We start from the raw sequence: 26493 nt of genomic DNA, 5'->3' as shown, positions 1-26493 counted from the left end.
GGTGGCGTCACCGGTAACATCAAACGTCGGGCTGCTCCATCAACATTTCGGTGGCCAGCATGTCGCCGGTGGTATCGATCTGCACGCCCGTGATCCCCGGCATCCGGGTCAGAATGTAGCCGGCCATCAGCATCAGCGTCCCCTCTTGGCCCGTGTGCAGGGCGGTAAGGAGGCGGTCGGCCACGATCTGGCAGCGCCGGACCCGATCCGGATTGTCCACCCACTGACGGCTCATCTGCCACCCATGATCCATGTCGTGATCCATCCTGTCGAAGAAGTCGCGCCCTTCGTCGAGGATGTACTGGGGCACGTCGATCGGGTAGGATTGATCGTCCAGAAACACGTTGAGTTGCATGCCGCTCGCCCTCCGTCCGGCGGGTGGTTTTCGGTTGTCGGGGCACGATAAACCGTCCGGCGCTGTCTCGTCTACCCGGACGGGCCACCCATGGCGCCGCATGGGGAGTTCAGGGCCATGTTGCTACGCATCCCCGCCGTCTTGACTGCCACCCAGATCGACGAGGTCAACACGCTTCTCGCCGGGGCCGAGTTCGTCGATGGGCGTTTGTCGGCAGGCGCTGCTGCCCAGCGGGTCAAGCGCAATCAGGAACTCTCCCCGCACGCCCGGCAGGTCGAACAGCTGAACGGGATCGTCATGACCGCCCTGGTAAACCACCCGACCTACAAAAGTGCCGCGCTCCCCCACCGGGTCGCGACCCCGTTTTACGCGCGCTACGGACAGGGCATGGGCTACGGGGAACACGTCGACGATCCGGTCATGGGGCCCGGCCCGCGCTACCGCGCCGACATTGCGGTAACCCTCTTCCTCAGCGCGCCCGAAGTTTATGACGGCGGTGAATTGGTGGTGCGCACCGAGTTCGGCGATCAGTCGGTGAAACTGCCCGCGGGAGACGCAATACTGTATCCGGCCTCAAGCCTCCACCGGGTAACCGAAGTCACCTCCGGCGCGCGGCTGGCGGCAGTGACCTGGGTTCAGAGCCTGGTGCGTGAGCCGGCGAAACGCGAGTTGCTCTACGATCTGCACTTGGCGCGGGAACGGCTCCTGCAGGACGCCCCGGACGCGCCGGAGACCGCGCGTATTGGCCGGGTCTACGTGAACTTGGTCCGGATGTGGGCCGAGACTTGAGTAGGACCCACCTCAAAATGCATCTCGGCCGCGCGTGCGGCGTTGCGAACCCTGCTACGGTGCTCACTACTTGTTGTTGTAGCCTGCGCGCCGTGCCTGAACGCCGGATCCGCGCTCTTGAGATCCGGTTCTAGTCCTGATTCGACGCCCATGCCGTGGGTAAAAAAAACAGGGCCGCGTCAGCGCGGACGACGGCCCTGTGGTCTTGCGACCGGCTTGGAACCGACCTCAGCGGTGGGAACCCGCCTCGGCGTGGGCCAGCTCCAGCAGTTCGAGCGCGAGCCGGTTGTATTCCTCCCGATAGCCATGCAGCGGATGCCCCTCGGGAGCGGCGTAGAACTCCTCCGGATTGACCCCGTTCTCCTGCTCGTAGGCGGAGAATTTATGCTGCATTTTCAGCATTTTTTGGATTAATTCCTGCTTCTGACTCATGTTGCCTTTCCTCCGGAAAATAAACGTGGATCAGGGCCGTCAGGGCGGCAAATTCGTTCTCGGACGCTAACATAGCTGTCCCATGAGCTCCATACCCAGATCGGGCTAGGCAACCATCAATAACCGCCCTTGCGCCGGCTCTCCGGCAGGCCCGCGATGCGTCCACCCTGCTTACTGGGATCCTTCGGGAACAGGCTATACAGGGTCTTGGCGTCCACCCGCTCCCCCTCCCAGATTTCCTGCATGTCTTTGACCATGGTGCGGGTATTGGGCTGGGTCTCGCTGTGGTTGAAAAACTGATCACGCAGGTAATTGATCACGTCCCAGTGCCGGTCCGTGAGCTCGATGCCTTCCTCAGCCGCGACCACATGGGCCAGTTCCTCGGTCCACTCGTCCTGATTTACCAGGTAACCGGTGGCCGTGGTTTCCAGGGTTTTTCCACCTACCTCCAGTGCCATTTTCTCCTCCGTATCGTCGTTGACGGTGGTGGCCGGATCGCAGCATCCGGCGCACGGTTGATGAAGATGAATTTGTTACCCGCGGCTCTCCGGCCCGCTGCCTACTGCCGCGATCCCCTTGTGGGCGATGAACAGGCCACAGCCAATGGCACGCCCGGGTCCGACCCCGGTCTGCTGGAGCCGGACGGACTGTTCTGGATCCAGCTCCGCCACCATCAGACTGCGCGTAAACAGCTCGCCATCCGGTGTGTGGATCGGGTGGGCCCTTCCCGAGAGCATCTTGCGCGCCGAGATATCCAGTTCCTTGAGCCACGCCATCGCGCTCTCCAGAAACTGTTGTTCGTCGTGATCCTCACGCGCCACCACATACCGGGCAAAGAGCGTCGGCAGCGTGCTCAGGGGGCGCAGGGTCCCGCTACCTACTTCGAGCGCATAGCCGTCCAGGTCCAGGGTCCTGCCCTCGAGCGCGCGCGCCGCCTCCAGCCGGCCCTTGGGCACCCGCAGGGTCAGGCGCGTGCGGCGTGAGAGGTAGAGCAATTCGTTCTCGGCGTCCTGTGGACGATACCAGCCGTTGCCCGATTCGGCGCCGTGGATCAGGTGCACCCCGGCGCCGGGATCTTCGACCAACCAGGGAAGCACTTCGCGCAAGGCCTGGGACAGCGCATAGGCATGGTCCAGGGGCAGACACCGGCATGATATGGCGAAGGCCAGATCGACAATATCGTCGGGCGGTACGTAGGGCGCGGCGCGCTTGTTATCATCGTCCCAATACATTCGGACCTCGGTGTTTATCCGCGCAGCGCGGCGGAAAATGCCGATTCCAGCCGGTCTTCCCAGTCCTCAGGCGTGTCCGTGAAAGGCGGCTTGACGTCCATGCTCAGGAATACCTCCCCGTCCCGCGCCCGTTGCTGTACCAGCCCCACAAGTTCCGTGAATGAACCGAGATCATGGTTCTGCAGCAGGATTTCACTCACCCAGAGCATGTCCGCTCCTCCGTCATCACACACTCCGCCGGCCCAGTCCCGCGGATGCGCTCGTAGAACCGCGCCCGGTACAACAAACGCTGATGGCCCGCCGCCGCATCGTCCCGGAACGCGGTGCGGCAGTGCAGTACATTGTTGCACAGGATCCCCTGTCCCGGGGCAAGCCGGTAGCGAAACACAAAGGGCGCGCCATCCGCCACCAGTTCCGCAAGCGCCGCCGCTGCCGCCTGGGTGGCGCGGTCCTTCTTCCACGCGATACTCCGGCTGCGGGCCGTGTAGCGCATATGGAGGGCGCCGGTGCCAGGGTCGATCGAGAACACGGGGCCGGTTTGTGCCGGGCGCAGTTCGCGTCCATTCTCCACATTGGCGGGGATGGTCATAGCGTCGGGCTGCATCAACGCTTCCACATGGAGTGGGTTCGTATCGCGCAGGTGCAGATATACCATCTCATGGTCCAGCAGCCCGTTCTCTCCACCGCCCTCCGCATTCATCACGCAGTGCATCAGGACCGCTCTGATCTGACGGTCCGGCGCGTTGTAATAGCCGTCCGTATGCCAGTTCAAACGCCGGTCAGTATACGGAATGTAGTCCCGGTGCCGACCCGCCTCCATGATCTGCACGGACGAGATGCCGTCGTGGTCCGCGCACAGGTTGCCGTCCAGGCGCTCGAGCCCGAACGCTTGGCCGAGGCGCCGGACCAGCCCCTTGTCCGCGATGTCTCCTGAAGCGAGGGCGTAGATCACCATTCCGGTCTTGCGACAGCGGGCGAGGATTCCATCCCGCTCGCCCGCAGTGAGTTGGTCCGCCCGTGCCAGCGGAACCATAAGCTGCGCCGCGTCCCGCGGGTAGTCGGCCAATTTCCACTCCCGCCAGCGCAGATAGGCATGTTCCGCGTCCAGGCAGAAAGGAGAATCAATTTTATCTTTATATTTAATTATTTGCATCTCTATTAAAATCTATAACTTTAATTAATGAATGAGTCTGATTGTGCCCGCTAGTGACCGGCGCCATCATGGTTCCAAGGGCACAAATTGTAATACACTGAGCCGCTAAGAAAAGGTCCATAGCCCGCGATCGGAAACAAGGCTGGCTACGACCGCGGCGACGGGGAATAAACGGTTACGCAGACATCAAGCAAGGCGCTGTTTTTACATAAGAAACGCAGCCCTTTGGAACCTTGCCGGTCGCTGGGGCAAGTGGCTAGCCTGAACGCCATATCCCGTTAGGGGTAGAACGACCAGATCCAGGCACCCAATTTGGTAGGGTGTTCGGTGGGGCTGCGCACAATTTAAACTTTCCTGATCATGCGAGTAACAACACTTGTGACCGGCTTACAGGACTTGCCTCGGGTGCACGCCGCGATGGCAGCGCTACTCCAAATAATGAAACGGTCATCATCCCACTTCCAACCGATCCGGATCGAATTGTTTTTGTTCGGCCAGTACGCCGGGTAACAGACAATCGCCAACAAGGAGACCGCCATGGCTAAAGACACCCACGTAACCCCGATATTGGACGAACTGGAGACCGGTCCGTGGCCCAGCTTCGTTTCCGGCATCAAGCGCCTCCGCGATCAGCATGACGACGGGCGTATCCGCGGAATGGCCAATGACCTCCTGGGCCAGCTTGAACATTCCTACGAGACCCGCAAGGGCTACTGGAAGGGCGGTACGATCAGCGTGTTTGGCTACGGCGGCGGGATCATTCCGCGCTTCTCCGAGGTCGGCAAGCAGTTCCCGGAGTCCAAGGAATTTCATACCCTACGGGTGCAGCCGCCGGCGGGTAACTTCTACAGCACCGGCATCCTGCGCCAGCTCGCGGACAGCTGGGAGAAGTGGGGTTCCGGCCTGGTAACTTTCCACGGCCAGACCGGGAACATCATGTTCATCGGGGCCAACAGCGAGAATGTTCAACACTTCTTCGACGAAATCAATGACTATGGATTCGACCTGGGCGGCGCCGGTCCATGCGTGCGTACCGGGATGTCCTGCGTCGGCGCGGCGCGCTGCGAGATGTCCAACTGCAACGAACACCGGATCCATCGCACCCTGCTGACCCGCTTTACCGACGACATCCATCGCCCCGCCCTGCCGTACAAGTTCAAGTTCAAGGTCTCCGGTTGCCCCAACGACTGCATGAACGCCATCGAGCGTTCCGACTTCGCGATCATTGGCACGTGGCGGGATAACATGAAGGTCGACCAGGACGAAGTGAAGGCATTCGTCGCCAAGAAGGGCCGCCAGTACGTGATCGACAACGTCACCACCCGCTGCCCCACCAACTGCATGACCCTTAATAACGACGACACGCTGACCGTTGACGACCGCAACTGTGTAAAGTGCATGCATTGCCTGAACGTCATGCCCAAGGCGCTGCATCCCGGCGACGACAAGGGCGTCAGCATCCTGCTGGGCGGCAAGCGCACGCTGAAGATCGGCGACATGATGGGAACCGTGATCGTACCGTTCATGAAGATGGATACGGACGAGGATTATCAGCGCATCGTCGAGATCGCCGAGAACACCATCGACTTCTGGGCCGAAAACGGCCTGGAGCACGAGCGTTGCGGCGAGATGATCGACCGCATTGGTCTGGTGAACTTCCTCGAAGGCGTCGGCCTCGAAGTCGACCCCAACATGGTCTCTCACCCGCGCAAGAGTTCCTACGTGCGCATGGACGGCTGGGACGAGGAAGCGGAGAAGTGGTTCCGCCGCAAGGCCGAGGAGAAGCAGAAGGCAGTTGGCGCGTGATCCTGGCCCTGGCGGTGACCATCACTGCCAGGGTGGCCTTACTTGTTCGGAAGCGGCGACCGGATTTGGAACGCCCGTTACCACAACTTGCTTGACCGTGGGAGATTAGAATGGCACAGCAACCGCAGATGCGTACCCCCATCGAATCGGGATGCCCGGACGGGTTCCAGTACATGCACCCGGTGATGCGCAAGAACTTCGGCCGGTGGAAATACCACGAGCACCCTGGGCCGGGTGTTCTGCGCCACGTAGCCTACAGCGGGGACGAAATCTGGACCATCCGCGCCGGTACCCAGCGCATTCTGGACGTTTTTACTCTGCGTAAACTTTGTGAGATCGGCGAGAAGTACGCGGACGGCTATGTCCGGTTCACCATCCGCAGCAACATCGAGTACATGGTTTCGGATACTTCCAAGGTGGAGCCGCTCAAACAGGCACTGGAGGAAGCCGGCTTTATCGTCGGCGGAACCAAGAACTCCGTGGCAATGATGTCCCACACCCAGGGATGGCTGCACTGCGACATCCCCGCCACCGATGCTTCTGGTGTCGTCAAGGCGATGATGGACGAACTCATCGACGAGTTCCGCAACTGCGACATGCCCAACCGCGTGCATATGACAACCTCGTGCTGCCAAATCAACTGCGGCGGGCAGGGCGACATCGCCATCAATATCCAGCACACCAAGCCGCCCAAGATCAACCACAGCCAGGTTTCCAACATCTGCGAGCGTCCCTCGGTGGTGGCCCGCTGCCCGGTGGCGGCTATCCGGCCTGCCCTGGTGGATGGAAAGCCGTCCCTGGAAGTGGACGAAAAGAAATGCATTTGCTGCGGCGCGTGCTACCCGCCCTGCCCGCCCATGCAGATCAATGACCCCGAGAACAGCAAGCTGGCCATCTGGGTGGGCGGCAATCATTCCAACGCACGCAGCGCTCCCAGCTTTCAGAAGTTGGTGGCCGCCGGTATTCCCAACAATCCGCCCCGTTGGCCCGAAGCCACGGCCATCGTCAAGCGGATCCTCCAGACCTACAAAAAGGATGCCAAGGACTGGGAGCGGATCAACGACTGGATCGAGCGGATCGGCTGGCCGCGGTTCTTCGAACTCACCGGACTGCCATTCACCAAGTACCATGTAGACAACTGGCGGGGTGCCCGTAACAGTCTGAACGCGTCTACCCATATCCGGTTTTGATCCACGTCAGGGACGGAAACGCCACCCGCCCGGTATGATGCGGGCGGGTCGTCGTGACGCAACCACTGTGGATGGTCCAACCGGTTCCGGCGACGATGACGATCTAATGATAGTGAGAGGCTGGTTTCATGAAGCTAGGCATCTTGGTCAATGAAGGTCCGTATCAGCATCAGGCCTCTGACACCGCGTACCAGTTCACTAAGGCTGCTTTGGAAAAGGGGCATGAGATCTACCGGGTATTTTTCTATCATGACGGGGTCAACAACGGTTCCCGGCTCGGAGTCCCACCTCAGGACGATCGGAATATCACCAAGCGGTGGTCCGATCTCGCGGCAGAGCACGACGTAGACTTGGTCATCTGCATTGCCGCAGCCCAACGCCGCGGCGTGTTGGACGACAGCGAGGCGAAACGCCACGGCAAAAGCGGTTCGAACCTTGCGGACGGATTCCGTATCTCCGGATTGGGGCAGTTGATCGAGGCCGGGGTACAGTCGGACCGCTTGGTGGTGTTCGGTGATTAGGCAATACACCGTGTACGCCTGGAGCACCAGGCTAAAAGCACAAGAAAAATAGAATATTTCGAGGAGGATGGATCACCCATGTCCACACCCATGCCAACTGAACCTTGGGAACAGCAGGAGAAAGAGCCGGCCGTGAAGAAATTCATGTACGTCAATCGCCGCGCCCCCTACGGGACCATCTACGCTCTCGAATCCCTGGAAGTGGTGCTGATCGCGGCCGCTTTCGAACAGGACGTGAGCCTCGTCTTCATCGATGACGGGGTTTATCAGCTCAAGAAAGGGCAGGATACCAAGGGCATCGGCATGAAGAATTTTTCGCCGACCTTCCGTGCCTTGGAAGGTTATGACGTCGAGAAACTCTATGTCGAAAAAGAATCCCTGTGGACCCGCGGACTGACCGAAGACGATCTGGTTGTTCCAGTGCAAGTGATGGGCCGCGAAGAACTCCGCGACCTCATGGACCAACAGGAAGTGATCCTCACGTTCTAAGGGGCTAGAGCCATGACGATGCTGCATACGGTAAACAAGTCCCCCTTCGAGCGACGCACGCTGGACTCATGCCTGAGTCATGCCGTCAAGGGAAGCGCGATTCTCCTTCTCGAAGACGGGGTCTATGCCGCCCTCAAAGGGTCGGTGGTCGCCGACAAAGTCAAGGACGCTGCCCAGGACTTCTCCATCTACGTCCTGGGTCCCGACGTCCACGCTCGCGGGATGACGGATGAACAGGTGATCGACGGCGTCTCTGTCGTAGACTATGGCGGGTTCGTCGATCTCGTAACCAGCCACGACAACGTCCAGTCCTGGCTCTAAGCAGGATTCGGGGCAGGACGTAACGAACCCAACGGTATACTACAAGGAGTAGCGGATATGACGATCGAAGTGAATGGAAAAACGCTGGAAACCGATGAAGAGGGTTACCTCTCCAACCTGAACGAATGGGCCCCGGAAGTCGGCGCCAAGATGGCTTCTGACGATGGATGCGATCTCAGTGACAATCACTGGGAGGTCATCAACTTCCTCCGCGAGTACTACGAAGAGTACCAGATTGCCCCAGCGGTGCGGGTTCTGACCAAGGCGATTGGCAAAAAACTCGGCCCTGACAAAGGCAACAGTAAGTACCTCTACGAGCTGTTTCCCTATGGCCCTGCGAAGCAAGCATGCAAATACGCCGGGTTGCCGAAGCCCACGGGTTGCGTCTGACATAGACGCGGCAGGGGGGGAAGCCCCCCCTGCTATCTATCCCATTCAACCGGGACGGGAGGGGTCAGAAACATGGGGTTTCTGAGTATTTTTTACGCCCTTTTGTTTTATCTGGCAGCTGGGCTGCTGGTGGTCGGCGTTGGGTCTAAGATCGTTCAGTACGCACGCACACCTGCGCCACTGAAGATCCCAACCACGCCGGCCCCGACCACCCGCCGCGGTGTCGTTTTGCGCATCGGTGGTGAAGTGGTACTTTTCACCAGCTTGTTCAAGTCAAACAAGTGGATCTGGCTGTTCGGATGGATTTTTCACTTCTCCCTGCTCCTGATCTTGTTGCGGCACCTGCGTTATTTCACCCAGCCCGTCTGGTGGTGGGTGGCCCTGATTCAGCCGTTTGGGAAGTACGCGGCATTTGGAATGCTGTTCGGACTTGCCGGGCTTTGGGCGCGGCGTTTTTTGGTGGACCGAGTGCGTTACATCAGTTCCCCCTCGGACCATCTGATGTTGGCGCTACTGGTGGCGATCGCCGGCAGTGGCCTGCTGATGACCTATTTCTTTCACACCGACATTGTCGGACTTAAGGCGTTCGTGCTGGGACTGCTATACCTGGACTGGCAGCCCCTGCCCCCGGACCCGATGCTGATTATCCACCTCAGCCTGGTACTCGCGCTGATGATCGTGTTCCCGTTCAGCAAGCTGCTGCACGTGCCGGGCCTGTTTTTCAGTCCGACCCGGAACCAAGTGGACAATCCGCGCGAGAAGCGCCATGTGACCCCGTGGGCCACGGACGCGAGCCCCACTTCGGGCAACTGAGCGGGCTCATCCGATGACGGTGGTGTGCTGAGGAAACGGAACGTGGCTAACTTTCAGACCCCTGAAATAACGGAATACCCGGTCATCCCCCTCCTTCAGGAAGGGGTGATGAAACATAGCAAGCCGTACATGGCCGCGCCCAAACACCAGGAGGCCCTCGGTTTCCCGGGCGGGCTGGTAGACAATTGGAAGGAGGTCGCCATCGACAAGATGGGCGAGCTCCTCACCAAATACCGATCCCTACCCGTCTTTCTGGATTCCTGCGTAAAGTGCGGGGCGTGCACCGACAAGTGCCATTACTACCTGGGGACCTCCGACCCCAAGAATATGCCCGTCGCCCGTCAGGACCTGTTGCGCAAGGTCTACCGGCGCTACTTTACCGTCGCCGGGAAATATTTCCCGAAGCTCGTGGGTGCTGTGGATCTCACGGAGGAAGTCCTGGACGACTGGTACAGCTACTACCACCAGTGTTCCGAGTGCCGGCGCTGTTCCGTGTACTGCCCCTACGGCATCGACACTGCGGAGATCACCATGGCCGGGCGTGAAATCCTCGCCTGCGTCGGAAAGGGTCAGAAATACAGCAACGAGATCATCAGCAAGGTATTCGTGATTGGCAACAACCTTGGGTTACCCGAACCGGCGCTGAAAGACACCCTTGAAGGACTTGAAGAAGAGGTAAAGGAAGACACGGGGATCGACGTGCGCTTCCCCCTGGATGAGAAAGGCGCCGAGGTGCTGTTGATCACGCCCTCCGCGGATTTCTTTGCCGAGCCCCATGTCGACGGGCTCATAGGGTATGCGAAGGTATTTCACCAGGCCGGTATCAGCTGGACCCTGAGTTCCTACGCCTCCGAAGCAGCCAACTTCGGTATTTTCATCGGCGACTACGACAACATGAAACGGGTCGCCATGCGCATCCGCGAGGCGGCCCTGGATTTGGGGGTCAAGCGCATCATCGTCGGCGAGTGCGGGCACGCGTGGCGCGTCGCCTATAGTTTCTGGAACACTTTAATCGGACCGTTCGATTTCCTGGATCCGCGTTATCCTGCGCCGCAGCACATCTGCGAGTTCACCTACGATCTGATCAAGCGCGGTGCCCTGACCCTGGACAAGTCCGCGAACGATCACCGCGTCGTAACCTTCCATGATTCCTGCAATGTCGCGCGCGGCTCACGTATGGGAGACATGCCAGGCGGGCAGTTCGTCATCCCGAGGGAAATCATCAAAGCGGTTTGCAACAACTTCCACGACATGGACGCCGACACCATTGGTGAAGGCACGTTCTGCTGCGGAGGTGGGGGCGGCCTTCTTACCGACGATCTCATGGAGGTCCGCGTAAAGGGCGCCCTCCCACGGATGCAGGCACTCAAGCACGTAGTCCAGGAACATGGGGTTACACACATGGCGGCTATCTGCGCTATCTGCAAGAGTCAATTCTCCAAGGTGCTGCCCTACTACGGCTTCACCATGGATCAAATTATCGCGGTGCATCAGCTGGTAGGCGATGCCCTCGTAATGGGACCCAAACAGTAACCGGTATCGGCCGCCCGCGAGCGGCTTCGCGAATTCGAAAGCTGACCGCATAGGAGAATACCGATGTCGACGTCACGCGATGAGATGCAGGGCCAGAAGCTTACATTCCGCAAGTTCCGTAACGGTGAGTACGAGTGGGGCAACTTGCAGGAGCAAATCTTCGAGGCCGATCACTCGCACAAATGTCCGACTTATGTCCACCGCACACCGCCCTGTCAGGGCAGCTGTCCTTCCGGAGAAGACATCCGCGGTTGGCTGCAGATTGTGCGCGGCGTTGAAAAGCCGTCGGCGGATCTCAGTGTGCAGGAATATGCCTTCCAGCGCTTGACGGATGCGAACCCGTTTCCGTCTGTGATGGGACGCGTCTGCCCAGCTCCCTGCGAGGGTGGGTGTAACCGCAATGATGTGGACGACTTCGTCGGCATCAATGCCGTGGAGCAGTTCATCGGTGACACTGCGATCCAGAAAAATTTCGCCTTCACGCCTGCGCCCCCATTAAGCGGCAAGAAGATCGCGATCATCGGCGGCGGGCCAGCGGGCCTTGCAGCCGCCTATCACCTACGCCGCCGCGGCCACGCCTCCACGGTCTTCGACGACCACGGTGAGTTGGGTGGCATGATGCGCTATGGGATCCCGCGTTACCGTACCCCGCGGGAGGTCCTGGACGGTGAAATCCAACGTATCCTGAACCTCGGTGACATCGAGGTGCGAACTAATACCCGCGTAGGGCGTGACGTCAGCGTCGCTGAGCTGGAAAAGGAATTCGACTCGATCGTCTGGGCCCTGGGGTGCCAGACAGGGCGTGCCCTTCCGGTTCCGGGCGCCGACGCCCCCAACTGCGTGAGCGGTGTCAAATTCCTTGAAGCCTTCAATACCGGGCGGCTGAAGGTCGCCTCGAGCAAGGTCATATGCGTCGGGGGTGGCGACACCTCCATCGACGTGGTTTCCGTGGCCCGCCGTCTGGGCCGGCTCAAGGACGCCGACCCGAAAGAAAAACCGGAACTAGTGATCCAGGGGATCGGTGAACACGCTCCGATACCGGACGCGGCCCGAGAGGGTGCTGACGTCACGCTGACGTCCTTGTTCCCCAAGGAGAAGATGACCGCTGCCGAACACGAAGTGCATGACGCCCTCAAAGAAGGCGTGAAAATCCTCGATAGCGTGATGCCGGTAGAGGTCATCCTGGACAAGAGCGGGCGGGCGCGGGCGCTGAAGATGGCCCAGTGCGAGATGGTCAACAACAAGCCTACCCCGAAGGCCGGTACCGAGTTCGAGCTGGAGTGCGACCTGATCGTCTCCGCCATTGGACAGGGCGGCGATTTGGAAGGTCTCGAGGATCTTAACAACGGCCGCGGGCTGATCAATGCCGACAAGTTCTACCAGGTTCCAGACCGTCCGGGGCACTTCGTTGCCGGCGATATCATCCGGCCTCATTTGCTTACCACTGCCATCGGCCAAGCGTCAGTCGCTGCCGAAACGGTCGACCACTATCTGCGCGAGCAGGAGCTCGAGAAGCGGCCGAAGGTGGATAAGCACCGCTTTGATCTCATCGGCAAGCTGAAAGAGACCGGACTCGCTCCGACGGAATATGACCATCAAGAAACCTGGGGAACCTCCTCCAGTGATTTCGCAGTACACAACTTCGAGGACCGTTCGTCACAGGAGATCATCCCCTCATCCAAGCTGTTTCTCGGGCATTTCCCCTACGTGGAACGGCTCAAGCGCCAGGAGATCGGTCCCAGCGCAGATGACGTGATCGGTCACTTCAAGGAACGGATGGTTATGCTCTCCGACGAGCAGGCCGTCTCCGAGGCCAAGCGTTGCATGAGCTGCGGGATGTGCTTTGAGTGTGACAATTGTGTCATCTACTGCCCACAGGACGCGGTGTTCCGGGTGAAAAAGAACAAGTCCACGACCGGGCGCTATGTGGATACCGACTATACCCGCTGCATCGGTTGCCATATCTGCGCGGATGTGTGCCCCACCGGTTACATCGACATGGCCCTAGGCAAATAGTCACGAGTGAGAGTCGAAATGAGGCGTGTATCAGGATATTGGCGGGGATTCGCACCGCTCCTGGCGGCGATCGTACTATTTGTCCTTTCGGGTCCGGCCCACAGTGACCCGCCCATCTCCGATGGGCGGGTGCCACTGCCGGTACTCGCCAAAGCCAAGGGCAAGAGTTGCGTGATGCCCACGGAGTGGATGCGGCGCAACCACATGAACCTGCTGCTCCATGAGCGGGATCTCACAACCCATGAGGGAATCCGCATCAAGGGACGGAGCATGGAGGATTGCGTGGAATGCCATGTGCAGAAGGAGGCGAACGGCCAATGGCCCGCAGTTACCAGCCGCAAGTTCTTCTGCACCAGCTGCCATGTCTATGCAGCTGTCAAGATCGACTGCTTCGAGTGCCACGCATCGCACCCGGAGACGGCGGCACCCGGAACCGGGCCCGGCGGTGGCGATCCGCTTCGTGCCGTCACCGGAACGGCCTTGGCCGCGGGTGACCTGACCCCGATGCCGGTCTCCGATGCCCGAGGAGGGATCTCCCAGTGAGCGAGTCAGAGCAGGATCACAAACTCGACGCCCCGAACCAGGCGCGTCGGCGTTTTTTGACCCAGATCGCCGCCGCCTCCGGCGCCGCCCTCGCGCCCGGGATGGTACTCATCAAGGTCGCGCAGGCACGGGCTCAGGACCAGGCGGTGTCCAGCGCGGTGCGTTGGGGCATGTTGATCGATACCACGAAATGTGCTCGTGGCTGCAACGTATGTGTGAAAGCCTGCGATGTGGAGAACGGTCTCACTGGACATGGGCGTCCCGAGACGGATTCCCAATGGATTCGCAAGGTGCAACTACGGGACACCCAGACCGGCTACGTACAGTCGTTGCCGATGCTCTGCCAGCACTGTGAATATCCACCCTGCGAAGACGTGTGCCCCACCGGCGCATCGTTCCGGCGCGCGGACGGCATCGTCTTGGTGGACAAGCATATCTGCATCGGTTGCCGGTATTGCATGATGGCCTGCCCGTATAAGGCGCGCTCGTTCGTCGCCGAGGCCCTGGATGACCAGAAGCCCTGGTCGCCGCGCGGCATCGGCACCGTCGAGAGCTGCACGTTCTGTGTCCACCGGGTCGATCGGGGGCATCAACCAGCATGCGTCGATGCTTGCGCCCAGGCCGATCACGGCGCCATGGTGTTCGGCAATCTCAATGATCCGAGCAGCGAAATCGCCAAGCTTATTGCGGAATACGATAGCAGCGAGGTGCGTCCCGACCTCGGACTAAACACTGGGGTTCGCTATCGCGGGCTATAGGCGCCCTGGCAGCCACGTTATACAGCGTCCCCCGGACCGGCTGTCATGGGAAACACGCGTAGAGCACAGGCACGGGAAGTGGCGCCAATGCGCCGCGAGTGGATTCAACCCAATCCGGACCAGTTGGAATCATGAAACAAAAGATCCATTTCCGAGAACTCGAAGGACGCTCCCCGGGCTACTGGGGCTTGGTGGGTCTGCTCGCCACCATATTGGCGATAGGCCTCGCGGCGGCCCACTACATGGAGTCGAACGGGCACTATGTAACCGGAATGACTAATCAGATCGTATGGGGGATCCCCCATGTGTTCGCGGTCTTCCTGATCGTCGCGGCCTCCGGGGCACTCAACGTAGCATCCGTGGCTTCGGTATTCGGCCGCGCGCCCTACAAACCGCTGGCACGACTGTCCGGTCTCCTCGCCATTGCCCTGCTGGTGGGCGGCCTGACGATACTGGTGCTCGATCTAGGTCGCCCGGACCGGCTCATCGTGGCAATGACCCACTTCAATTTCAAGTCGATTTTTGCATGGAACATCTTTCTGTACACCGGATTCCTTGCGATCGTAGCGGTTTACCTGTGGTTGATGATGGAACCCCGCATGAGCGCTTACAGCAAGCCTGCGGGCTTCGTGGCGTTCGTCTGGCGCCTCACACTCACTACCGGTACCGGATCGATCTTCGGTTTCCTGATCGCCCGCGAGGCCTATGATTCCGCCTTGATGGCACCAATGTTCATCATCATGTCTTTTTCCTTCGGCCTCGCCATCTACCTGCTGGTGCTGATGGCCGCTTATCGTTGGAGCGGTCGACCTCTGGGTGACGCGATACTCCGGCGGCTCAAAAATCTGCTGGGTGTATTCGTGGCCGCGGTGCTCTACTTCGTGACAGTGTTCCACCTTACCAACCTCTACATGACCGCGCACCACGGCGTAGAACGTTTCATCCTGTTAGATGGCGGCATCTACACAAAACTGTTCTGGATCGGGCAGGTATTGCTCGGTGGCCTCGTACCGCTGGCCCTACTCTATCATCCGTCACTCGGAAAGCGGCGCGGCTGGATTGGGCTCAGTGCGGCACTGGTCATCCTGGGTGGGCTCGCCCAGATGTACGTGATCATCATCGGTGGCCAGGCCTACCCGTTGGACCTGTTCCCCGGGAAACAGGTAAGCAGTACCTTCTTTGACGGCGTGGTCAACACCTACACCCCAAGCCTGCCGGAGATTGCCTTGGGACTCGGTGGCGTCGCACTAGCTTTGCTGATAGTGGTCTTGGCGATAAAGGTGTTGCGCTTCCTTCCAGAGAGCCTGGAAGACGCTCTAGTGGAGCCTGAGGCCGCGGCTACGGCCGTAGCCGTGCCAGTGGGGGGCGCCCATCAGGCTTGAATCTGGCGGGTGTAGCGCTTCACGCGTAGAGGCCCATTCAGCGGGCGTGGGCTGTTTCCGGACCCGTGTCCGGCAGGGGCGTCCATAACCATGGCCCATGTGCTGATATCCGCAGCTCACAAGTCGTCTGGAAAGACTACGGTCAGCATCGGGCTCTGCGCCGCGCTCGTTGCGCGTGGACGCGTGGTTCAGCCCTTCAAGAAAGGCCCTGATTATATTGATCCCATGTGGCTGGGACGCGCCGCCGCGCGGCCCTGCCATAACCTCGACTTCTACACTATGGGCACAGAAGAAATCCTGGTTGCCCTTGCCCGCCGTTCCTCCGGTGCTGATGTCGCTCTCATCGAGGGCAATAAAGGCCTGTACGACGGGCTGGATTTGGACGGCAGCAACAGCAACGCCGCGCTCGCCAAACTCTGCGGCGCTCCAGTGGTGCTGGTAATCGACGCGCGCGGAATGACACGCGGCATTGCCCCGCTGATTCTCGGCTATCAGGCCTTCGATCTGCAGGTCCGCATTGCTGGGGTCATCCTCAACCAGCTCGGCGGTCATCGGCATGAATCCAAGCTGCGGGCCGTGATCGAACACTACACCGATGTGCCGGTACTGGGTGCCCTACACCGGGATCCCACCCTGGCGGTCACAGAACGTCATCTCGGATTGATGACCAGCGCCGAGCACACCGATGCCGACGGTCAGATCGCCCGCATCGCCGATGCCGTAGCCACCCAGGTTGATCTGGAGCGGCTGCTCGCCGTGGCCTCCACGGCCACTTTTCCGGGCGTGAATGTCGCGCCGCTTCCAGCCGTGCGGACCCGTGACGTACGGGTCGGAATCGCACGGGATGACGCGTTTGGGTTCTACTATCCCGGAGATTTGGAAGCGCTGGAGCGCGCGGGCGCCGAACTGGTGTTCATCGATACCTTACGTGATACCCGGCTTCCCCCGCTGGACGCCTTGTTCATCGGTGGCGGTTTTCCGGAGAATCGCATGGAGGCCCTTGAGGCCAATCGCTCGTTGCGTGCAGCGATCCGGACGCACATTGAGGCCGGACTTCCCGCCTACGCTGAATGCGGCGGGCTGATGTATCTCGCGCGCACCCTGTCCTGGAGCGGCCGCTGCTACGAGATGGTAGGGGTAATCCCCGGAGACATCGTCATGCATCAACGCCCCCAAGGCCGAGGCTATGTGCGCTTGCAGGAGACCGCGTCAGCCCCCTGGCCGAGTACCGCAGGCGCCCCGATGGCCCGGGAAATCCGCGCTCATGAGTTCCATTATTCCAGCCTGGAAAACCTGGAGCCGCCGGTGACCTTTGCCTACCGGGTACTGCGCGGTCAGGGGGTGGATGGAAAGCATGACGGAATCGTATACAAGAACCTGCTGGCATGTTACGCCCACCTGCGTGACGTCGAAGATAACCGCTGGACCCGACGCTTCGTGGATTTCGCACGCAGCCACCGCTGCTCCGCAGCCTTCCGGGCCCGTGACACCACTGCCATTGGGGAGTCGAGTCTCCCCCCACCAGCCAAAGGAATTCGATCATGATCACCATTACGGCAGACGCCGCCAAGCAAATCCGCCTCTCCGCGAAGCAGGGCCATATGGAGGGTATGCCGCTACGAATCGCCGTCAAACACAATTCAGACGGTAGCCTGCATTATGGTATGGGCTTCGATGACGGCGACAAGGATGAGGACTTGAGGTTCCAGTCCGAGGGCATCGACGTTGTGCTATCGCCAGTCAGTCTGGAGTTGTTGAGTGGACTGGTAGTGGATTTCGTTGAACTCGAACCGGGGTCGTTTCAGTTCATCTTTATGAATCCCAATGACCCGGACTATCGGGCACCCCACGAGATATCGGCGCCATCAGACACTCGCGGCTCCAACCCCAAACCGCAGGACTCATAAAGACGCCATGGACTATGACCTCGTCGTAGTCGGCAGCGGGCCAGGCGGCTACAAGTCCGCCTTGGTCGCCGCCCAACTTGGCGCCCAGGTCGCATTGGTCGAACGTAGCTTGCCAGGCGGCAACTGCCTGAATCACGGCTGCATACCAAAAAAAACGCTGGTTCATCTGGCGGCACTGCTGGAAGACGTTGGTGGTCTGCGCGGACGTGGCCTGACCGGGGACTTGCACGGAGATTTCCGTGCCGCGGTGGCACACAAGGACGAGGTCATCGGGAGTTTCCGCGATCAGTTTCCGACGTGGCTGCAGCGCCTGAAGATCGACTTCTACCGTGGCAGCGCCCGGTTGCTGAGCCCGCAGTCCGTAGCCGTACAGCCCCCGGGACCGCGAACAGCAGAGATCACGCTGCATACCCGACGGGTCATCCTCGCAACCGGCGCTGAACCTCTGCCTCATCCCCTGCTGCCTGTTGATGGGCAGCGGGTGCTGAGTTCCCGTGAACTCATGGACAACCCGGACGATCCGCCTGCTTCGCTGCTATGCCTGGGTGCGGGCCCCGTGGGGGTTGAACTGAGCTTCGTGCTGCATCAGTTCGGATGCCAGGTAACCCTGGTAGACCTCGCATCCCGGATTCTGAACAAGCCCGGTATCCCGGAGCGGGCCAGCAATCTATTGGAGGCGAAGTTCCGGCGCATGGGAGTTGCCGTCCGCAAGGGCATCACTATCCATCGTGTGGAGAGAGACTCCGCCCGCGGCGTGCACGTCGTGTTTACCGATGGCAGCGACGGGCACTATGAGCGGGTCCTGGTGGCTATCGGACGACGTCCCCATACCGAAGGCCTGGGCTTAGCCGCCATTGGGGTCGAAACCACCCCTACGGGATTTGTGGTCACCAACGAATATTTGGAAACCAACGTCCCAGGAATCTATGCAGTAGGCGACGTGAAGGCGGGTCCCATGACCGCCAATGGCGCCCTGCACGACGCAAAGGTGGCAGCCACCAATGCCATGGAGGGCAATCAGGCGCGGATCAACTACCATCGGGTCCCGATGGTCATCGATTCCGCGCTGGAAATCGCCGCCGTCGGCCTCAGCGAAGAACGTGCGGAAGACGCCGGTTTTGAACCCGACGTGGCCCGTGCGAGCTTTCGTGCCTGCCCGAAGGCTCGGGCACGCAACGACTCGGAGGGCTTTGTCGATGTGGTTTACGACGAGGAAACCGGCCAACTATTGGGCGGGTGCATCGTGGGACCGGAAGCCGGTGAGCAGATCCATGTACTCACCGCGGCCTGCCAATCAAAACGCGGCCTCTGGTTTTTCAAGGATCTGAACTATACCCACCCATCCTGGTGTGAAGAACTGGAAAACGCCGTGGACCCCTACACCGTAAGTCTGAGTCGGTCGGGGCGGGAGCTATTCCGACCCGGGATTTACGCCATTCCGGATTGAACCCGATTCAAGGCCTATCCCACGATAGTCCGGAACCTGATAAACTTAGCAAGGATCTAAGTCGCGGGTGGATGGATAACCAATCGGCGCAGACCATTGATGCAGCGCCCGGCCGTAGCCGGTGATCCACACTGCCAACACCGGCTGGAACCCCGCATAAGCCACGGTTTCCCAGCCGCGCTCGGGGATCTAGGGGAGGATCCCCTGCGGGGCACGAAAAACAGGTTTCAACCACCGTCGCCGGCCCACCGGCTCAGGGCTCGCGGCACCACCGGACCCCTTCGGGATACAAACGAATGCAGCGGGCATCGAGCAGGCCCCAGCAAAGGCGAACCCGGGGGTTGCCTGCTTGGCTGATTCCCCCAGCTGCGGACTGGCGTCCGAAGCGCGGTGGAGGCCTGTCGTCCAGCGGGCTCTCCGGACCGTCTATCGGCGTCCTCGTGGCCGTTGCGTTGTTGGCGGCGGGCACCCTGGTGGCAGTGGCGAAACCAGCATTGGCATCCGCCCTAGCGCCCGGCCTCCTGATCATCGCCATCCTCGGCGTTCTAAGCCTCGCCCTGCTCTACCACCGGATTCGTCATCAGCTTCTGGAACCCTTAACCCATCTACGCCACTGGGCGCTGCGGATGCAGGGGGGCAACCTGTCGGCGCGTATCCCGCAGCCGGAACGGGGTGAGTTCGCAGAACTCGCACAAGACATCAATAGTCTGTCCACCACCCTCCAGTCCCTTTCCAGGCATTTGGACGAGCAAGTCCAGATGCAAACCCGGCAACTCGCCCACAAGGCGCGCTCTTTGCAGGTTCTCTACGACATGGCCGCCTGCATCAACGGCTCACGGGACCTGAACGACCTCCTACAGCGCTTCCTCCCGGTCATCATGGATCTGATGGAAGGCCACGCAGCGTTGGTCCGACTACTCAATGATGCAGGGTACATGGAGATCGTATCCAGTATCGGCGTCGACCCACACGTCCTGCGACGCGAACATTTCATGCCCGTGGACTGTTGCCTATGCGGCGAGGTAGTCCAGCAGGGCGTCGCCGAGTCCCGGGACAGCCTGAGCGCATGTGCCACCACCATCGGAATGCCTCTTTTCCCACGCGACGACATCGAAATGGTGGCGGTACCGTTGATCCACCGCGGACGGACGCTGGGACTCTATAACGTGTTCGTGCCCAAACGGCGGGATGGGTTCCCGCCGGAGTTGATGGAACTCTTATCGAGTATTGGACACCACATGGGCACCGCCATCGAGAAGACACGTCTTGAACAGCAAACCCGCGAGTTATCGATCATGCAGGAGAGGAACATGATCGCCAATGAGTTGCACGATTCCCTAGCCCAAACCCTCGCAAGCCTGCGGTTTCAGGTTCGGGTCCTGGACGAAACCCTGCAGCAGTCGGGTGACTTCAAGACCATCCAGGAACTGGAACAGGTGGAGAACAGCCTGGACGAGGCCTATTCGGATCTGCGCGATCTGATTGCCCACTGCCGGGCTCCGATCGCCGGCGAGAGCCTGGTACCCAGCATCGAGAAGCTGATCTCGAGGTTCCGCAAGGAATCCGGCATATCTGTGTTTCTGCAGAATGAGTGGCGCAATGCGCAACTGCCTACCAATCTGGAGATACACGTCGCGCGTATCGTCCAGGAGGCCCTCACCAATATCCGAAAACACGCCAAGGCCCACAACGTGCGCATCCTGCTCCGGCGCGACAATTCCGGAAACCACCATCTCCTCGTGGAGGACGACGGGGCGGGTTTCGACGCTCCCGCGTCCTCCCAGGGAAAGCCCGGAGAGCACCTCGGCCTGATCATCATGCAGGAACGCGCCGCCCATGTCGGGGGTGAACTTCGGATCGAGAGTGAAACCGGTGAGGGCACGCGGATCGAACTCACCTTCCATTTTGAACCCAGGGCAGATTCCTCACCAGCGGTCTCGCGAGCAGCGCCATGACGATGCGCGTTATCCTGATCGACGATCACGCTCTGTTCCGGGTCGGTCTGCAAGGCCTGTTGGAACAGCGTGGCATCGAGGTAGTCGCCGCTGTGGGGGATGGATTGGAGGGCCTTCAACTAGCCCAGGAATTAATCCCCGATGTAGTCCTGCTGGATCTTCGGATGCCGGAAATCAACGGACTGGAGACCCTGCGCCGCCTGCGCAGCGGTGGTCTCGAAATGCCGGTCGTCATGCTGACCACGAGCAACGAGGAATCTGACTTGGTGGCCTCCTTGCGCAACGGCGCCCAGGGTTATCTGCTCAAGGACATGGACCCGGACGAGCTGGTCGGTGCGTTACGCGATATCGTGGCGGGGAAAAATGTGGTGGCCCACCATCTCACCGACATGCTGGCGCGGGTGGTCCAGGGCGGCTCGGTCGCCGACGCACGTATGACGCCGTTTCTGGAGCTGACGCCACGGGAACGTGAAATTCTCCTGCTGCTGGCCGAAGGCCAAAGCAACAAGATGATCGCCCGCAACCTGGACATCTCGGATGGCACGGTCAAGCTGCACGTGAAGTCAATCCTGCGCAAGCTCGGGGTCCACTCGCGTGTCGAAGCGGCCGTAATGGCGGTGGAACGGGGTATGTCACACAATGTCTGATCCCTGCGCGACAGTGGCGGGGGAACGGCGTCCGGATTCCGCGCCGCTCTGGATCAGTATCAGTAATAGTGTTTACGATCGGCGCGGCGCCGGCCCGCCTTCTGCACGACGACACCCTTGATTGCGGAGCTCCCAGAGATCTCCAAGGTGGGGTACCCCTCCTTCAGCGGACACAGGAGCCAGCGTTCCCCCTCCTCGATCACCAACTGGCGGAAGATGTGCTGTCCCTCGTGCATGGCCACCACATAACTTCCACTCTGCAGCACGCCACCGGGCTCCACGATAATCACGATACCGTCGGGGAATTCCGGTTCCATGCTGTCACCCATCACCCGCAGGGCATAGGGTTCGTTGGCGGCGCAACCTTCCGTCATCAGCGGCTCCTGTCGAAAAGAGTCGAAGCCCTTGCCCGGGCAGCGGGACAGGGATCCTGCGCGAGTCTACCAGACGCCGCGTGTTCTCGAAAATAGCTATCCTTGCGCACCGACTATTTAAATATTTAACATTACATAAGTATTGTAACTAATTAATAATTATCTATTATATTATTAATTAATATCCGAGCACTGAGGGCCCCGGCGACCACCCCCTCCACCTCCGTCCGACTGATCTTGCTCAACGCCCTTCCGCCACCCTGCGTGCCGGCTCCTGATCCTGTTCCCGCTGCTGCAGATTCCAGAGCCGGGCGTACAGGCCATCCAGGGACAACAACTCGTCATGGCTGCCTCGCTCTGCGATCCGCCCGTGGTCAAGCACCAGGATCTGATCCGCGTCCACAACCGTGGAAAGGCGGTGAGCAATCACCAAGGTGGTATGATCCGCCGCCACCGCATGCAACGAGCGCTGAATCGCCCGTTCGGACTCCGAATCCAGGCTCGAAGTGGCCTCGTCGAAGATCAGAACTGGGGGATTCTTGAGGATGACCCGCGCGATGGCGATACGCTGCTTCTCCCCGCCGGACAGCTTGAGGCCGCGCTCCCCCACTACGGTGTCATAGCCGCGCGGAAGCGAGTCGATGAACTCGTGAACATGCGCCAGGCGCGCGGCACGGACCACTTCCTCCCGGGTCGCCCCCGCACGAGCATAGGCGATGTTGAAAAATACGCTATCGTTGAACAGAACCGTGTCCTGAGGTACAACCCCGATCGCTGCCCGCAGGCTGTGCTGGGTCACCTCCTGCAAGTCCTGGCCATCGATTCGGATTCCACCACTAGCCACGTCGTAGAACCGATACAGCAACCGCGCCAGGGTAGATTTGCCCGCACCGGAGGGCCCCACCACCGCCACCTTGGCTCCTGCCGGGATTACGAAATCCACGTCGAACAACACTTGGCGCTCCGGCTGATAGAAAAAGTCCACGTGTTCGAATCGAACCTCACCCTCCCCAACCACCAGGTCCTGCGCGTCTGGACGATCCCGGATCTCCGGCCCCCGCTCCAGCAACTTGAACAACAAGTCCATGTCCGCCATGGCGTGCTTGGTCTGCCGGTAGACCACCCCCAGGAAGTTCAGCGGCGTGAAGAGCTGGAGCAGGAAGGCATTCACCAGCACCAGATCCCCCAGCGTCAGGGTTCCCGCCACCACGCCTTGCGCCGCCAGGATCATGATACCGGTCACCGCCGCTGCGATGATGGCCCCCTGACCGAAATTCAGCAGCGACATGGAGGTTTGGGTCTTGACCGCCAAATCCTCCCATTCTTCCAGGGTCCGGTCGTAGCGCCGGGTCTCGAACGTCTCGTTGCCGAAGTATTTGACCGTCTCGTAGTTGAGCAGGCTATCGATGGCCTGGGTGTTGGCTCGCGAGTCCAGCGCATTCATTCGGTGGCGGAAGTCCATGCGCCACTCGGTGACCACTAGGGTAAACAGCACATAAGCCACCACTGCCCCCAGCGTAACCACTGTGAACCACACGTCGTAACGCGCCAGCAGGATCCCCAGCACCAGGGCGAGCTCCACCGCCGTGGGCAGGATGTTGAACACCAGATAGTTCAACAGCGAGCTGGCGCTGCGTGTCCCACGCTCCAGGTCACGGGAGATGGCCCCGGTCTTGCGTTCCAGGTGAAAGCGCAATCCCAAGGCGTGCAGGTGGTCCAGCACCTGCACGGACAAACGCCGCATCGCCCGGTAACGGACCCGGGCGAACACCGTGTCGCGCAACTCGTTAAAGAATGCACCGGCCAAGCGCAAGGCGCCGTAGCCCAGCAGCAGTGCCAGCGGCAGGGCGAGGATACCGTGGCGACCTGCGGTCAGGTCATCAATGATGTACTTGAGTAGTACCGGTACGCCGACGGCGGCGCCGCGCGCCAGGATCAGAAACAACAGCGCCACCAGGGCCCGGCCCCGGTAGTCCCATAGGTAGGGCTTCAGACGCAGCAGGTTCCGAAAATCGTCGCGGTCCTGGTGCGGTGCGTTGGTATAGCGGATATGTTGACTCATCGAGATGAACGGATTTCCATGGAAACGCCTCTGGGACGGTACTGAACCCGCGCGAGGGATGCAAGGGACTAGAACCTATCTCAAAATGAATCTCGGTCGCCCATGCGGCGTTGCGGACCCTGCTGCGGTGCTCATTTAGTGGGTGTAAACTGCGCTCCTCACAGGGCCCGCGCCTTTCCTGAACGCCCGATCTGCGATTTTGAGATCGGTTCTAGTGTGATAGTTTCCCGATTGGAGGCCCATGCAGCGCGCGCCGAACCGGCCCGCTCCACCGCAAGGCAGCACCTGCGCCACCAGGGCCCGCCACTCGCAAGCGTGCGCAACTCCGCAGAGGCCGGTCTGTGGCGGAGTCTCCTATTTCACCCGTTTCACAAAATCGAAGGTCGCGGAAAAATAGTACCATTGACCACTCACTTGATACTGGATCCGCAGGTTCGCCACCCCGTCCGCGCGCCCACGCATACCCTCCACGGCGGCGTGGATTCGAGCCGTCATATCACTCCAGAACACTGCGTAGGCATCAGCGAAACTGACGGGTTGGCCGGTCTTCTCGGCCACCGTCGGAATTGCCTGCCACACCGAGTCTGCCTTGACCGGTATCAGGGTCCGGTAGTCCGCGGGGGAGGTGAAAATGAACCCGTGCCCCTGGGCTAGCGCAGGCCCCGCCACGAGAAGAAGCGCAACAATCAACGCCGTGCGTACCCGCATATACCCCCCGCCCGCCTCGTTACACCTCTGGCGCGCTACGGCCCTTGCGTCTCTGGCCAACGGCCCCGGAGCGCCCGCGTGACAAACACCGATGAACGATACAGGCTAGAACAGAAACACCGGCGGATGCAACCGAACTGGCGGGCACCGATCCGCGCTGGAACGCACGAGAGGAATGGATTCAGACCGAAACGGTACCCGCACCGGTACTGGTGCTCCCGGTAGTATCGACCGCGGATTCGGCCGTCGACGGCTGGAACCAGTCGAGCTTCTCATGCAGGCGCACCACCTCGCCGACGATGATGAGCGACGGCGGCCGAATCTCCTCATCCTTCACGATGGCAGGCAGGGTCTCGAGGGTGCCAATGTAGATCCGCTGGGCACGGGTGGTGCCGCGGTGGACGACAGCGACCGGGGTGGCGGCGGACATTCCATGGGTTATGAGCTCGCGGCACAGCACCTGTACACCACGCACGCCCATGTAGAACACCACGGTCTGATGGGGCTGCACCAGGGCATCCCAATTGAGATCGATGGCCTCGTCCTTCAGGTGGCCGGTGACGAACACGCAGGAATGGGCATAGTCCCGATGGGTCAGCGGGATACCGGTGTACGCGGCGCACCCGGAGGCGGCGGTGATTCCCGGCACCACCTGGAACGGGATGCCCTCCTGAGCCAAGGTGTCGATCTCCTCGCCCCCGCGCCCGAAAATGAATGGGTCGCCGCCTTTCAGACGCAATACCCGTTTGCCCTGCTTCGCGAGCTTCACCAGCAGTTGGTTGATCTCATCTTGAGGCACTACGTGGTTGTCGCTCTCCTTACCCACGTAGATCTGCTCAGCGTCGCGGCGCACCAGTTCCAGTACCTCCGGCGCCACCAGGCGGTCGTAGATCACCACGTCAGCCTGCTGCATGAGGCGCAGGGCACGAAACGTCAACAGGTCCGGGTCGCCCGGGCCACCGCCCACCAAGTAGACCTCGCCTTGTGGTGCCGGGTCCACGCCCGCCGTGGCCAACTCCCGTTCCAGGGCGCGGCGCGCTTCGGACTCACGCCCGGCCAACATCATCTCCGCCACTGGCCCTTGCAGCACATGCTCCCAGAACCGCCGCCGGCTATCGCCGTTGGGGATGCGGCTCTTGACCTTGGCCCGAAACGATTCGGCGAGGCGCGCCAGTTGGCCGTAGGCGGAAGGAATCAGGGTCTCCAGGCGGGAGCGCAACAGCCGCGCCAGCACTGGGGAAGTGCCACCGGTGGAGACCGCCACCTGAATCGGCGAGCGATCGATGATGGAAGGCATTACGAACGTGCACAGCTCCGGCTGATCCACCACGTTCACCGGGATACCGCGGGCGCGCGCCTCCTCCGACACCCGGCGGTTGACCTCGTGGCGGTCGGTGGCGGCGATCACCAGGGCACGATCCACCAAGTCCTCCGGGACAAAATCCCGCGCCTCGTGGCGCACTTCCCGGCGCAGGGCCCGGCCCGCCAGCGTGCGGGACAACCGCGGCGCCACCACCGTCACCTGGGCCCCCGCGCGCAACAGCAGCCCCACCTTACGGGCCGCCACCTCGCCCCCTCCCACCACCAGGCAGGGGCGATCTCGGATATTCATGAAAATCGGTAGGTAATCCATGGAGATCCTCTGTGAGACACTGAACCATGCCCCTCGA

Annotated in this window: 28 protein-coding genes; 18 read left to right on the top strand and 10 right to left on the bottom strand. The window is 60.8% G+C overall.

What is annotated here, in order from left to right; translation table 11 throughout:
* Positions 1-19: 19 nt before the first annotated feature.
* Complete coding sequence (locus tag B7Z66_10795; GenBank protein ID OYV75937.1) at positions 20-355, bottom strand: hypothetical protein; 336 nt, start codon at positions 353-355, stop codon at positions 20-22.
* A gap of 117 nt (positions 356-472) precedes the next feature.
* On the opposite strand from B7Z66_10795, the gene B7Z66_10790 reads away from it, so the two are divergent.
* Positions 473-1144: a Fe2+-dependent dioxygenase gene (locus B7Z66_10790; protein ID OYV75983.1), complete on the top strand. Its 672-nt coding sequence runs from the start codon at positions 473-475 to the stop codon at positions 1142-1144.
* Between the two features lie 228 nt (positions 1145-1372).
* Here the strand turns inward: B7Z66_10790 and B7Z66_10785 are convergent, their stop codons facing one another.
* The 5 genes from B7Z66_10785 to B7Z66_10765 all read right to left on the bottom strand — a co-directional run bounded on the left by B7Z66_10785 (position 1373) and on the right by B7Z66_10765 (position 3961).
* On the bottom strand, positions 1373-1576 hold the full coding sequence (locus B7Z66_10785) for a hypothetical protein (protein OYV75936.1): 204 nt from the start codon (positions 1574-1576) through the stop codon (positions 1373-1375).
* Positions 1577-1692: 116 nt separating this feature from the next.
* Entirely contained in the window at positions 1693-2034 is a 342-nt protein-coding gene (locus tag B7Z66_10780; protein ID OYV75935.1) for a sulfur relay protein DsrC, read from the bottom strand.
* Positions 2035-2109: 75 nt separating this feature from the next.
* On the bottom strand, positions 2110-2808 hold the full coding sequence (locus B7Z66_10775; protein ID OYV75934.1) for a type I-MYXAN CRISPR-associated protein Cas6/Cmx6: 699 nt from the start codon (positions 2806-2808) through the stop codon (positions 2110-2112).
* 14 nt (positions 2809-2822) lie between these two features.
* Positions 2823-3017: a sulfur relay protein DsrC gene (locus tag B7Z66_10770; protein ID OYV75933.1), complete on the bottom strand. Its 195-nt coding sequence runs from the start codon at positions 3015-3017 to the stop codon at positions 2823-2825.
* Positions 3005-3961 carry a taurine catabolism dioxygenase TauD gene (locus B7Z66_10765; GenBank protein ID OYV75932.1) on the bottom strand — a complete coding sequence of 319 codons (957 nt, stop codon included), beginning with the start codon at positions 3959-3961 and terminating at the stop codon, positions 3005-3007. The genes B7Z66_10770 and B7Z66_10765 overlap by 13 nt, the downstream gene beginning before the upstream one ends.
* Positions 3962-4498: 537 nt before the next feature.
* Here B7Z66_10765 and B7Z66_10760 point away from each other — a divergent pair.
* The 17 genes from B7Z66_10760 to B7Z66_10680 all read left to right on the top strand — a co-directional run bounded on the left by B7Z66_10760 (position 4499) and on the right by B7Z66_10680 (position 21679).
* Entirely contained in the window at positions 4499-5767 is a 1269-nt protein-coding gene (locus B7Z66_10760) for a dissimilatory-type sulfite reductase subunit alpha (GenBank protein ID OYV75931.1), read from the top strand.
* 110 nt (positions 5768-5877) lie between these two features.
* A complete protein-coding gene (locus B7Z66_10755; protein OYV75930.1) occupies positions 5878-6957 on the top strand; it encodes a dissimilatory-type sulfite reductase subunit beta in 1080 nt (359 codons plus the stop codon).
* 128 nt (positions 6958-7085) lie between these two features.
* Entirely contained in the window at positions 7086-7478 is a 393-nt protein-coding gene (locus tag B7Z66_10750) for a sulfurtransferase TusD (protein OYV75929.1), read from the top strand.
* Between the two features lie 90 nt (positions 7479-7568).
* Complete coding sequence (locus B7Z66_10745) at positions 7569-7967, top strand: sulfurtransferase TusC (protein OYV75928.1); 399 nt, start codon at positions 7569-7571, stop codon at positions 7965-7967.
* 12 nt (positions 7968-7979) lie between these two features.
* Positions 7980-8288, top strand: a complete 309-nt coding sequence (locus B7Z66_10740) for a sulfurtransferase TusB (GenBank protein OYV75927.1) — start codon at positions 7980-7982, stop codon at positions 8286-8288.
* 57 nt (positions 8289-8345) lie between these two features.
* Complete coding sequence (locus tag B7Z66_10735; protein OYV75926.1) at positions 8346-8678, top strand: sulfurtransferase TusE; 333 nt, start codon at positions 8346-8348, stop codon at positions 8676-8678.
* 72 nt (positions 8679-8750) lie between these two features.
* Positions 8751-9491, top strand: coding sequence for a nitrate reductase (locus B7Z66_10730; protein OYV75925.1), 741 nt, complete (start codon positions 8751-8753; stop codon positions 9489-9491).
* Positions 9492-9533: 42 nt separating this feature from the next.
* Entirely contained in the window at positions 9534-11024 is a 1491-nt protein-coding gene (locus B7Z66_10725) for a reductase (protein OYV75924.1), read from the top strand.
* Positions 11025-11087: 63 nt separating this feature from the next.
* The gene (locus B7Z66_10720; GenBank protein OYV75923.1) at positions 11088-13040 is read left to right on the top strand and encodes a glutamate synthase; all 1953 of its coding nucleotides are present in this window, start codon (positions 11088-11090) and stop codon (positions 13038-13040) included.
* 18 nt (positions 13041-13058) lie between these two features.
* On the top strand, positions 13059-13583 hold the full coding sequence (locus B7Z66_10715) for a hypothetical protein (GenBank protein ID OYV75922.1): 525 nt from the start codon (positions 13059-13061) through the stop codon (positions 13581-13583).
* Between the two features lie 101 nt (positions 13584-13684).
* On the top strand, positions 13685-14341 hold the full coding sequence (locus B7Z66_10710) for a 4Fe-4S ferredoxin (protein ID OYV75982.1): 657 nt from the start codon (positions 13685-13687) through the stop codon (positions 14339-14341).
* A gap of 131 nt (positions 14342-14472) precedes the next feature.
* Positions 14473-15723 (top strand): molybdopterin oxidoreductase, encoded by a 1251-nt coding sequence (locus B7Z66_10705; GenBank protein ID OYV75921.1) that lies wholly within the window; start codon positions 14473-14475, stop codon positions 15721-15723.
* A 90-nt stretch (positions 15724-15813) separates the two neighbouring features.
* A complete protein-coding gene (locus B7Z66_10700; protein OYV75920.1) occupies positions 15814-17268 on the top strand; it encodes a cobyrinic acid a,c-diamide synthase in 1455 nt (484 codons plus the stop codon).
* Positions 17265-17630 (top strand): iron-sulfur cluster assembly accessory protein, encoded by a 366-nt coding sequence (locus B7Z66_10695; GenBank protein OYV75919.1) that lies wholly within the window; start codon positions 17265-17267, stop codon positions 17628-17630. Before B7Z66_10700 ends, B7Z66_10695 begins: the two co-directional genes overlap by 4 nt.
* Positions 17548-19077, top strand: coding sequence for a hypothetical protein (locus tag B7Z66_10690; GenBank protein OYV75918.1), 1530 nt, complete (start codon positions 17548-17550; stop codon positions 19075-19077). The genes B7Z66_10695 and B7Z66_10690 overlap by 83 nt, the downstream gene beginning before the upstream one ends.
* Before the next feature lie 296 nt (positions 19078-19373).
* On the top strand, positions 19374-21032 hold the full coding sequence (locus B7Z66_10685; protein ID OYV75917.1) for a hypothetical protein: 1659 nt from the start codon (positions 19374-19376) through the stop codon (positions 21030-21032).
* Positions 21029-21679, top strand: coding sequence for a two-component system response regulator NarL (locus B7Z66_10680; GenBank protein ID OYV75916.1), 651 nt, complete (start codon positions 21029-21031; stop codon positions 21677-21679). Before B7Z66_10685 ends, B7Z66_10680 begins: the two co-directional genes overlap by 4 nt.
* Before the next feature lie 59 nt (positions 21680-21738).
* Here B7Z66_10680 and B7Z66_10675 read toward each other — a convergent pair whose 3' ends face one another.
* From B7Z66_10675 to B7Z66_10660, 4 genes are all read right to left on the bottom strand, one after another.
* A complete protein-coding gene (locus tag B7Z66_10675) occupies positions 21739-22053 on the bottom strand; it encodes a hypothetical protein (protein OYV75915.1) in 315 nt (104 codons plus the stop codon).
* A 241-nt stretch (positions 22054-22294) separates the two neighbouring features.
* Complete coding sequence (locus B7Z66_10670; GenBank protein OYV75914.1) at positions 22295-24115, bottom strand: metal ABC transporter permease; 1821 nt, start codon at positions 24113-24115, stop codon at positions 22295-22297.
* Between the two features lie 354 nt (positions 24116-24469).
* On the bottom strand, positions 24470-24823 hold the full coding sequence (locus B7Z66_10665) for a hypothetical protein (protein OYV75913.1): 354 nt from the start codon (positions 24821-24823) through the stop codon (positions 24470-24472).
* Between the two features lie 181 nt (positions 24824-25004).
* Entirely contained in the window at positions 25005-26456 is a 1452-nt protein-coding gene (locus tag B7Z66_10660) for a uroporphyrinogen-III C-methyltransferase (protein OYV75912.1), read from the bottom strand.
* Between the last annotated feature and the right edge of the window lie 37 nt (positions 26457-26493).

The sequence above is a fragment of the Chromatiales bacterium 21-64-14 genome, assembly GCA_002255365.1.
GTDB lineage: Bacteria > Pseudomonadota > Gammaproteobacteria > 21-64-14 > 21-64-14 > 21-64-14.
This window is presented reverse-complemented; position numbering and strand designations above follow the sequence as displayed.